Raw genomic sequence first — 9,792 nt, 5'->3', positions numbered from 1 at the left:
TCACTTACTTCGATCAGCTGGGTGTGCCCCGACTCTCCTAACCTCAACTTCCCGAACCGCCCGGTGCGGACCCGCATGCCGGGTGGTGTGGCAGGGGCGCAGCCTCAGGCTGCCCCCTATGCCGATTGCCCTGAGTATCAGGCAGACCCGACCGTTCGGCCGAATGTTCGATGCCGCTTCGCGACGCTACGATCGTGTGCTTGCCGGATAACGTTGCGGCGCTCGGGGGAGGGGCTTGGATGAATCTTTTCTTCTGGCTGTTGCTGAACCTTGCGGTGCCGATTGCCGCCGTTATCGATCACCGGCAGACCGAGTCCGTGGTTGGCGCGCTATCACGTGGGGCGATAGGCACGTCAATTTTCATGACCTGCCTGGCGGCGCTTCTATCCGCGGCCCTGCACATTTACCTCAATTAGTTTTATTGGATAGTGCAGCTCTTATACTTGTTCTGTCTTGTGGAGGAGCTTATGAAACAATTTATCCTGTCATTGGAAATAGGCAAAAATCACGATCGCATCATGAAGGGCGTGTCGATCTTCAGCATCCTGATTTCCATCGGCATGTTCGCGCTGTTCCTGCCGGCCATTTTCAACAGATAACGCAACGGTTCGCGCGGCTCGCTAGCGCGTCGGTCGTTGTGCCGACGCGAGCGATAACGGATCCCTCGAGCGCCAGCCTCAAACCAACCGCAGCAAACCGTCCAGTCCAACGAAATTGAACGACACGCTGGCTGCTTCCCGCACCACCGGCTTCGCCCGGAATGCAACGGAGAGTCCGGCTTCGGCCATCATTTTCAGGTCGTTCGAGCCGTCGCCCATCGCAATTGCGCGCGACGGTTCGATGCCGAGCGTCGCGCAGGTTTCGCGCAGCGTGCGCGCTTTCACGTCGGCATTGACGATCTCGCCCATCACATTGCCGGTCAGCTTGCCGTCGATGATTTCAAGCGTGTTCGCGCGCGTGAAATCGAGCCCAAGGCGCGTCTTCAGCTTCGCGGTGAAGAACGTGAAGCCGCCCGACACGAGCAGCGTTTTCAGGCCCGCCTGTTTCGCGCCGGCCAGCATGCGTTCGGCGCCCGGCGACAACCGCAGCCGCTCCTCGTACACGCGCTCGAGCGCGCTGGCGTCGAGCCCTTTCAGCAGCGCGACCCGACGAATCAGGCTCTCGTTGAAGTCCTTGATCTCGCCGCGCATCGCAGCCTCGGTGATCGCCGCGACTTCGGCTTTGAGCCCGCAGAAATCGGCGATTTCGTCGATGCACTCGATCGTGATCAGCGTCGAATCCATGTCCATCGCGACGAGGCCGAAGTCGCTCAACTGGCGGCCGGTTTCGACAAACGCGTAGTCGAGTCGATGCGCATAGCAATACGCTTCGACGTCGGCGCGTTGCGCGAGGTTCGCGTCGGCGATGCGAATCGCGTGCTCGTCGATGACGGCGGCGTGCGAGCCGCGTGCGAGCGCGACGAGCGTTTTGTGGTGGTCGGCGGAAAGGGGGGCGACGCTTTGAATGACGAGGTTCATGGACGACCGGTGACGCGGGAAGAAAGAGGCGCGTGGCGCGCGGAAAATCCCGCTATTGTATCGGTTCTGTGCGTTGGCCCGTCGCAGGCGGCTATGCCGGGCTTGCCGTGCGCTCCGGCGGCGTGCGGTTCATACTGGCGCATCGAATCATGTGATGCTGTCGTCGCGTTGGCTGAAGCCGGCGATCGGCGCATCGCCGTAACGGAGCAGGCCGAACGAATACGGTCACACGAACCCACCACCCCACACGGGCGCAACAAGACGCCCCACGGAGACAACGCATGACCCCGGCAACCGCCAGCGAGGCATCCTCCCTTGCCCGCGACTTCGATCTGCGTCATCTGAGCCCGGCGTTCTACGCCGATCCCTATCCGGTCTATCACGCACTGCGCAGCTATGAGCCAATCCGGCGCATGCCCGACGGCTCGCTGTTCCTGACGCGCTTTCGCGACGTGCAGGCGGTCTACCGCGACCCCAAGACCTTCAGCTCCGACAAGACCGTCGAGTTCCGCCCGAAATACGGCGACTCTCTCCTCTACGCGCATCACACCACGAGTCTCGTGTTCAACGATCCGCCGCGCCATACGCGGGTGCGCAAGCTGATCGCCGGCGCGCTGACCGCGCGCGCGATCGCGGCGATGGAGCCCGCGCTGATCCGGCTCGTCGACGGCCTGCTCGATGCGGCCGCGCAGCGCGGGCGTATCGATCTGATCGGCGAATTCGCGTCGGCGATTCCGGTCGAGGTCATCGGCAATCTGCTCGACGTGCCGCACGATGAACGCGCGCCGCTGCGCGACTGGTCGCTCGCGATACTGGGCGCGCTCGAGCCGTCGCTGACCGACGCGCAGTTCGAGCGCGGCAATCGCGCGGTCAGCGAATTCGTCGACTATCTGCGCGGCCTCGTCGCACGACGCCGCCGCGAGCCGGGCGATCCGCAGCACGACGTGCTGACGCGGCTGATCCAGGGGGAGGGGCCGGACGAGCAGCTATCTGAAGCCGAACTGCTGCAGAACTGCATTTTCATCCTGAACGCCGGGCATGAAACGACCACCAACCTGATCGGCAACGGGCTCGTCACGCTGAGCGAGTGGCCTGACGAGCGTGCCGCGCTGCTGCGCGAGCCGGAGTTGATCGGCACCGCGGTCGAGGAGTGCTTGCGCTTCGAGAGTTCGAACCAGCTCGGCAATCGCATGGCCACCGTCGATACCGAGATCGGCGGGGTCGCGCTCGAGCGCGGCACGCCGGTCACGCTGTGCATCGGCGCGGCCAATCGCGATCCCGAGCAGTTTGCCGAGCCGGACCGCTTCGATATCCGCCGCGACCCGAACCGGCATCTCGCGTTCGGGTTCGGGATTCATCAGTGCGCGGGTCTGTCGCTGGCGCGGCTGGAGGCGCGGATTGCGATCGGGCGCTTCGTGCAGCGCTTCCCGGCGTATCGCGTCGATGGTGAGCCGACGCGGGGCGCTCGCGTGCGGTTTCGCGGGTTTGCGTCGGTACCGGTCCTGCTCGAGCCTTTGCGGGCGCCGCGTAGACCGCGCGCACCAGGAAAACCGTAGGTTTTGCCGCCTCGTCGCAAGACTTACAACGCCATGACAGCACGCCGCCGAGCTGAACCGCTCCTGCTTTACGCGTGGCAGCAGTGTCGAGCGCGCCGAAACGCGGGCACGCTTGCTGCTTCGCCTGATATCTCAGGGCCATGGGACAGGGGAGCGCGCGATGGCACACATGATCTGGAGGGGCGCAATCAGTTTCGGGCTCGTCCACGTACCGGTGCAGCTTTATCCGGCGACGCAGTCGGAGAAGGTCGGCTTCAATCTGCTCGACAAGCGCACGATCGATCCGATCGGCTACAAGCAGTTCAACAAGCGGACCGGCAAGGACGTGACCCGCGACAACATCGTGCGCGGCTTCGAGTACGAGAAGGATCGCTACGTCGTGCTGTCGGACGACGAAATCCGCTCGGCGAACCCCGAGTCGACGCAGACGGTCGACATCCTCGCGTTCGTCGACGCCCCCGACATCTCGTTTCTCTATCTCGATACGCCGTATTTCCTGACGCCCGACCGCAAGGGTGAAAAAGTCTATGCGCTATTGCGCGAGGCGATGACGGCGTCGGGCAAGATCGGCGTCGCGAGTGTCGTGCTGCACAACAAGCAGCATCTGGCGGCGCTGATTCCGCTCGGTCCGATGCTCGCGCTGAACACACTGCGGTGGGCCGACGAGGTGCGCAATTTCGACGAATTCAACGTGCCGCCCGAAGGCATGAAGGCGGCCGGCGTGTCGGCGAAAGAACTCGACATGGCGAAAAAGCTGATCGACGACATGAGCGAGCCGTGGGACCCGATGCAGTATCACGATACGTTTCGCGACGACATCATGGCGCTCGTCGAGCGCAAGATCCAGGCGGGCAAGACCGAGGAGGTCGTCGAGGTCGAAACGCCGCACGAGTCGCGCAAGTCCGCCGACATTCTCGACCTGTCCGATCTGCTGCGCCGCAGTCTTGGCCGCGGCAAGGGCAAGCAGGCCACCACGGGCCGCAAGCGTGCCGCCGACGAGGACGAGGATCAGAGCGATAGCGAGGCCGAGTCCGACGAAGAGGCGGCCGCGCCCGCGCGCAAAAAGCCGCGCGCGGCAAGCACGGCGCGCAGTCGCAGCGGTAGCGGCGGCAGCGGCGGCAGCGGGCGCGCGACGTCGAAAACCACCGCAACGTCCCGCAAACGGCGCGCGGCGGCCTGAGCGCGCGGCCGAGCCGTCTATGGCACCAAACGCACCGGAGTCATCGCCATGAACGACCGACTCGACCACTATCATCGCAAGCGCCGCTTCGAGGATACGCCGGAGCCGGCCGGCGCGACGACCCGCAAGCGCGCCGCGAGCAAGACCGGCAAGCGCGCAATGCGTGCTGCGCCCGATACGCTCTCCTACGTGATCCAGGAGCACGACGCGCGGCGTCTGCACTACGACTTCCGGCTCGAACTGAACGGCACGCTGCTGTCGTGGGCGGTTCCGAAGGGGCCGAGCCTCGACCCGTCGGTCAAGCGGCTCGCGGTGCACGTCGAGGACCATCCGGTCGAATACGGTACCTTCGAGGGCGAGATTCCGCCCGGCAACTATGGCGCGGGAACCGTGATCGTGTGGGATCGCGGCACGTGGGAGCCGGCGGGCGGCGCGGCCGAAGCCGCGCGGTCGTACGCGGCCGGCAAGCTCAAGTTTCATTTGCACGGCGAGAAGCTGCATGGCGGCTGGACGCTAGTACGGAGCCACATGCGCGGCAGCGGCGACAAGGAGCAATGGCTGCTGATCAAGGAGCGCGACGAGGAAGCGCGCGACGAAAGCGACTACGACGTGCTGAAGAAGCTGCCGGGCAGCGTGCTGGCCGACGGGGCTTCGAAAGGCAGGAAAACAAAGCAATCGAAAGCGCAGACGAAAACCTCGCGCAACGGCAAGGCCACGAGCGCGGGCAAGCCGGCGAAATCCGCATCCTTGCGCCGCGCAGCCGATCCCAAACGCCCCGACATCGTCGCGACGCGCAGCGTGCAGTCGCTACGCGAACTCGCCGCATCGCCATCGATCGAAGGCGCGGTCAAAGCCGCCTTGCCCGCGAGCCTGAAGCCGGAGCTGGCGACGCTCGTCGACAGCGCGCCGCCAGGCGATGACTGGCTCTACGAAGTCAAGTTCGACGGCTACCGCGTGCTCGCGCGCATCGACCACGCCTCGAAAGCGAAGGGCGGTGCCGTCAGCGTTTTCACGCGCAACGGCAACGATTGGACCGCAAAGTTCAGCAAGCAGATCGAGGCTCTCGCGGCACTCGATGTGCAAAGCGCGTGGCTCGACGGCGAAGCGGTCGTGCTCGATGAACGCGACGTGCCGAACTTCCAGTTGCTGCAAAACGCGTTCGATGCGCATCGCCCGCAGGACATCGTGATCTATCTGTTCGATCTGCCGTTTCTGAACGGCTACGACCTTCGCGACGTGCCGCTCGAACAGCGGCGCGCGATTTTGCGGGCGCTGCTCGAAGGCGTCGATGATCGCGTGCTGCGCTTTTCGAACGACTTCGCGTTCAGCGCCGACGAGTTGCTCAAGAGCGCGTGCGACATGGCGCTCGAAGGCATCATCGGCAAGCGGCGCGACAGCAGCTATGCGTCGGGCCGCTCGCCGTCGTGGATCAAGCTGAAGTGCCGGCGCCGCCAGGAGTTCGTGATCGGCGGCTATTCGGAGCCGGGCGGCAGCCGCTCGGCGTTCGGCGCGCTGCTGCTCGGCGTCTACGACGCCGATGGCCGGCTGCAGTACGCAGGCCGCGTCGGCACCGGCTTCGACGCCGCGCTGCTGCGCTCGGTCAAACAGGCGCTCGACGCGCACGCGAGCAAGCGCATGCCGTTCGCGAGCACACCGCGCGAGCGCAGCCGCACGCCCGTGCATTGGGTCGAGCCGGTGCTCGTTGCCGAATGCAACTTCGCCGAATGGACGGGCGACGGCATCGTGCGCCAGGCGTCGTTCATCAGCCTGCGCGACGACAAGCCGGCGCGCCAGATCGTCAGGGAAACCGCCCGACAAGGAGCCGACGTGCAACAGCAAACCGAAACCGCCACCGCCGATACGCCGCAAACAGGCGCGCCGAAAAAGCGCGCAACCAGCAAGACCGCCAGTGCCGCCAGGCCCGCCGCCAAGGAAAGCGCGCCCGCCCGAACCACGGCAACACGCTCGCGTGCACAGAGCGAAATCGCCGGCGTGCGCATCTCGCATCCCGATCGCGTGATCGACAAGAGCAGCGGCGCAAGCAAGCTCGAACTGGTGCAGTACTACGAATCAATCGCCGAATGGATGCTGCCGCATCTGCGCGAGCGGCCCGTCGCGCTGGTGCGCGCGCCCGAGGATATCGGCGGTGAGCTGTTCTTCCAGAAGCACAGCCAGAAGCTGTCGATTCCGCACGTCACGCAGCACGAGGGACTCGATCCGGGCCATCCTCCGCTGATCACGATCGACACGCTCGCCGCGCTGGTCGGCGCCGCGCAGATGGGCACCGTCGAGTTTCATACGTGGAATGCGGTCGCGTCGAATATCGAAAAGCCCGATCGCATGGTGTTCGATCTCGACCCGGACCCGTCGCTCGGCTGGGAACGCATGGTCGAGGCCGCGCAACTGACCCGCTCGCTGCTCGACGAACTGGGCCTGAAGTCGTTCTGCAAGACGAGCGGCGGCAAGGGCTTGCACGTGGTCGTGCCGCTCGCGAAGCAGGCCGGCTGGGACGAAGTGAAGGATTTCTCGCAGGCGGTCGCGCAGCACATGGCGACGACGCTGCCGCAGTACTTCAGCGCCAAGATGGGCGCGCAGAATCGCAAGAAAAAGATTTTCATCGACTATCTGCGCAACAACCGTGGCTCGAGCACGGTGGCCGCATTCTCGGCGCGCGCGCGGCCGGGGCTCGGGGTGTCGGTGCCGCTCGCGTGGGACGAACTGGAGAGCACGACGAGCGGCGATCAATGGGGCATCCGCAATGTCCACGAGCGTGTGGACGGCCTCAGAAACGACCCGTGGGCCGACTACGCAAAGACGCGTCAGCGCATCACCGCGGCGATGAAAAAACGTCTGGGCGTCGCGTGATGAGCGCTCGTCCGGGTGGCTGAATCCAACCCGCGAATTCGCCGTGCGTACTTGGCGCGCGAACGCGCTTCGCGAAGGAGCAATGCAATGAAGACCCTGCCGCAATCGACCGATGGCGACCCGCAAGCCGACCCGCACGCGAACAAGGATCCGAAGTCGTTGCAGGAAGCCGCGGCGCCGCTGCCGCATGAAGCCGACCAGCATCCCGAGTCGCAGCACGAGGACGAGCCGCGCCATGTCGGCAAGCAGGCGCATGACGACATCGAGCATGGGCAGCAGGATACCGACCGCCGCGGCGGCGGCGAGTATCAGCAACGCACGCAGAACGACGCGCATGCCGATGTGAACTCGGATCGCAAGCAGGGCGGCGCAAAGGTCGGCAAGCGCTGACGCGGCGTAGCGGGCATCGCGTCTACGCGCCCGCCAGGCCAACCGGCTCGCGATCCCAGTACGGCGGATCGCCAAAGTGCGCGGCGACGAAGTCGATGAAGGCGAGCATCTTCGGCGGCACGAACGCGCGGCTTGGGTACACGGCCCAGATCGCGACGTCGTCCGCGAGAGGATAGCTGTCGAGCACGCTGACGAGTTTGCCGCTGCGCAGATAGGGCGCCACGTCCCATGTCGATTTCAGCGCGATGCCGAAGCCCGCGAGCAGCGCATCGCGAATCACCTCGCCGTTGTCGGTGACGAGGCGGCCGCTCACGCGCACGTCGAGCGGGCCGGCGGGCGTCACGAAGCGCCAGTCGCGCTGCTCCGACAGGATGATGCACTCGTGCCGCGCGAGATCCGACGGATGATGCGGCGTGCCGCGCGCGGCCAGATAGGCGGGGGCCGCGCACAGCACGCGGCGGTTGACCGCGAGCCGCCGCGCGACCAGCGACGAATCCTTCAGCACGCCGACGCGAAGCGCGACATCGATTCCCGCGTCGACCAGATCGACCACCTGATCGGTCAGGCGCAGATCGACGCTGACCCCCGGATAGCGGCGCAGAAACTCGCTGATCACCGGCGACACATGCTGACGCCCGAACGACGACGGCATCGACACGCGCAGCCGTCCCTGCGGTGCGGCCTGCGCGCGGCCGACCGATGCGCGCGCTGCGGCGGCCGCGTCGAGCAGCGCCTCGGCGCGCGTCATGAACACTTCACCGTCCTGGGTGAGGCTGATGCGGCGCGTGGTCCGATGCAACAAACGCGCGCCGAGGATCTTTTCGAGTTGTGCGATCCGCGCGCTCGCGACCGCCGCCGACAAACCGAACTCGCGCCCGGCCGCCGACACGTTGGCGAGCACCGCGGCACGCACGAACAACGCGACGTCGAGCAGATCGAGCCGTTCGCGTTCGCTGGGCACGGACCGGCCGGCCGGGCTTGAATCGTCCATTATTCTGAAAAACCAAAAAATGTTTCAGTGATTATGACTGTTTTATCAGAATAAGAACCATCCTACGATACGAGTCATGCGTCACATCAACCGAACCCACAAGGAGCAGCCATGAAAGCCGTCGGACTCTACCGTTATCTGCCCATCGATCACGCCGAAGCGCTCGTCGACGTCGAGATCCCGAAACCCGAAGCGACCGGCCGCGATCTGCTGGTCAAGGTCGAAGCCATTTCCGTGAACCCGGTCGACACCAAGGTGCGCGCGCCGAAAGACACGCTCGAGAAGACGCCGCGCGTGCTCGGCTGGGATGCGGCCGGCACCGTCGTCGCGGCCGGGCCCGAGGTCACGCTGTTCAAGGTCGGCGATCCGGTGTTCTATGCGGGCAGCATTACGCGGCCGGGGGCCAACAGCGAGTTTCATCTGGTGGACGAACGGATCGTCGGGCACAAGCCGGCGTCGCTCGATTTCACGCACGCGGCCGCGCTGCCACTGACCGCGATCACTGCGTGGGAAGCATTGTTCGATCGCCTCGGCGTATCGCCGCAGGGCGCCGACGCAGGCCGTACGGTGCTGATTTTCGGCGGCGCGGGCGGGGTCGGCTCGATCGGCATCCAGCTCGCGAAGCAGCTCGGCAAGCTGCAGGTGATCGCGACCGCGTCGCGGCCCGAATCGGCGAAATGGGCACGGGAGCTCGGCGCGGATCACATCGTCGATCACTTCGGCGATGTGCCCGCGCAGATGAAGGAGATCGGCATCGAGCAGGTCGACTACGTGCTGATCTTCAACGACACCGACCGTAATTTCCCGGCCGCCGCGCAACTGATCAAGCCGCAAGGCGGCGTCTGCACGATCGTCGAGAACAGCGCCGCCGTGCCCGTCGAATTGCTGAAGGCGAAGAGCGCCGCGTTTCACTGGGAGTTCATGTTCACCCGCTCGATGTTCGGCACGACCGACATGATCGAGCAGCACAAGCTGCTGACCGAGGTCGCGCGGCTCGTCGATGCCGGCACGTTGCGCACGACGCTCGGCCAGGACCTCGGCCGCATCAACGTGGAGAATCTGCGTCGCGCGCATGGGTTGCTCGAAGCAGGACACGCGATCGGCAAGCTGGTGCTGACCGGCTTCTGAGATGAAATCGACGCGCAGAAAGCGCGTCGCCGCAAGCGGGTTAACACCCGGGCCGACACGACACGCGCGGCAGCGCGCTTGGCGTTAGACTGACGACGCAGCATGCCAAAACGGTTGCGTGTCTTGCGGCGAGGCCAGCCGGTATGAACCGGCCGGCCCTCGGCA

The 9,792-nt window shown here is 65.4% G+C and carries 9 protein-coding genes; 7 read left to right on the top strand and 2 right to left on the bottom strand.

Annotated features, from left to right (window positions below; translation table 11 throughout):
• Window positions 1-239: 239 nt before the first annotated feature.
• The gene (locus tag F6X39_RS17400) at window positions 240-416 is read left to right on the top strand and encodes a hypothetical protein (protein WP_184065081.1); all 177 of its coding nucleotides are present in this window, start codon (window positions 240-242) and stop codon (window positions 414-416) included.
• Window positions 417-467: 51 nt separating this feature from the next.
• Window positions 468-599 (top strand): hypothetical protein, encoded by a 132-nt coding sequence (locus F6X39_RS36865; RefSeq protein ID WP_262414734.1) that lies wholly within the window; start codon window positions 468-470, stop codon window positions 597-599.
• Between the two features lie 78 nt (window positions 600-677).
• Here F6X39_RS36865 and serB read toward each other — a convergent pair whose 3' ends face one another.
• Window positions 678-1,517 (bottom strand): phosphoserine phosphatase SerB, encoded by an 840-nt coding sequence (gene serB / locus F6X39_RS17395; protein WP_187617514.1) that lies wholly within the window; start codon window positions 1,515-1,517, stop codon window positions 678-680.
• Between the two features lie 281 nt (window positions 1,518-1,798).
• On the opposite strand from serB, the gene F6X39_RS17390 reads away from it, so the two are divergent.
• The 4 genes from F6X39_RS17390 (at window position 1,799) to F6X39_RS17375 (ending at window position 7,508) form a co-directional block, all read left to right on the top strand.
• Window positions 1,799-3,073, top strand: a complete 1,275-nt coding sequence (locus F6X39_RS17390) for a cytochrome P450 (RefSeq protein ID WP_187617513.1) — start codon at window positions 1,799-1,801, stop codon at window positions 3,071-3,073.
• A gap of 160 nt (window positions 3,074-3,233) precedes the next feature.
• Window positions 3,234-4,253, top strand: a complete 1,020-nt coding sequence (locus F6X39_RS17385; RefSeq protein ID WP_187617512.1) for a Ku protein — start codon at window positions 3,234-3,236, stop codon at window positions 4,251-4,253.
• 48 nt (window positions 4,254-4,301) lie between these two features.
• A complete protein-coding gene (gene ligD / locus F6X39_RS17380) occupies window positions 4,302-7,118 on the top strand; it encodes a DNA ligase D (RefSeq protein ID WP_187617511.1) in 2,817 nt (938 codons plus the stop codon).
• Between the two features lie 87 nt (window positions 7,119-7,205).
• On the top strand, window positions 7,206-7,508 hold the full coding sequence (locus F6X39_RS17375) for a hypothetical protein (RefSeq protein WP_184033394.1): 303 nt from the start codon (window positions 7,206-7,208) through the stop codon (window positions 7,506-7,508).
• 22 nt (window positions 7,509-7,530) lie between these two features.
• Here the strand turns inward: F6X39_RS17375 and F6X39_RS17370 are convergent, their stop codons facing one another.
• Entirely contained in the window at window positions 7,531-8,499 is a 969-nt protein-coding gene (locus tag F6X39_RS17370) for a LysR family transcriptional regulator (RefSeq protein ID WP_187617510.1), read from the bottom strand.
• A 111-nt stretch (window positions 8,500-8,610) separates the two neighbouring features.
• On the opposite strand from F6X39_RS17370, the gene F6X39_RS17365 reads away from it, so the two are divergent.
• On the top strand, window positions 8,611-9,627 hold the full coding sequence (locus F6X39_RS17365) for a zinc-binding alcohol dehydrogenase family protein (RefSeq protein ID WP_187617509.1): 1,017 nt from the start codon (window positions 8,611-8,613) through the stop codon (window positions 9,625-9,627).
• Window positions 9,628-9,792: the final 165 nt, after the last annotated feature.

This window comes from Paraburkholderia sp. UCT2 (assembly GCF_014397665.1).
In the GTDB taxonomy this organism is placed as follows: Bacteria; Pseudomonadota; Gammaproteobacteria; order Burkholderiales; family Burkholderiaceae; genus Paraburkholderia; species Paraburkholderia tuberum.
Note: the sequence above shows the minus strand (reverse complement) of the source record. Positions and strands in the feature narration are given on the sequence as shown.

Excerpts from the sequence above, each read along its gene's own strand:
- F6X39_RS17400 (WP_184065081.1), top strand. The coding sequence starts at position 240 with ATGAATCTTTTCTTCTGGCTGTTGCTGAACCTTGCGGTGCCGATTGCC.
- F6X39_RS36865 (WP_262414734.1), top strand. The coding sequence starts at position 468 with ATGAAACAATTTATCCTGTCATTGGAAATAGGCAAAAATCACGATCGC.
- serB (WP_187617514.1), bottom strand. The coding sequence starts at position 1,517 with ATGAACCTCGTCATTCAAAGCGTCGCCCCCCTTTCCGCCGACCACCAC.
- F6X39_RS17390 (WP_187617513.1), top strand. The coding sequence starts at position 1,799 with ATGACCCCGGCAACCGCCAGCGAGGCATCCTCCCTTGCCCGCGACTTC.
- F6X39_RS17385 (WP_187617512.1), top strand. The coding sequence starts at position 3,234 with ATGGCACACATGATCTGGAGGGGCGCAATCAGTTTCGGGCTCGTCCAC.
- ligD (WP_187617511.1), top strand. The coding sequence starts at position 4,302 with ATGAACGACCGACTCGACCACTATCATCGCAAGCGCCGCTTCGAGGAT.
- F6X39_RS17375 (WP_184033394.1), top strand. The coding sequence starts at position 7,206 with ATGAAGACCCTGCCGCAATCGACCGATGGCGACCCGCAAGCCGACCCG.
- F6X39_RS17370 (WP_187617510.1), bottom strand. The coding sequence starts at position 8,499 with ATGGACGATTCAAGCCCGGCCGGCCGGTCCGTGCCCAGCGAACGCGAA.
- F6X39_RS17365 (WP_187617509.1), top strand. The coding sequence starts at position 8,611 with ATGAAAGCCGTCGGACTCTACCGTTATCTGCCCATCGATCACGCCGAA.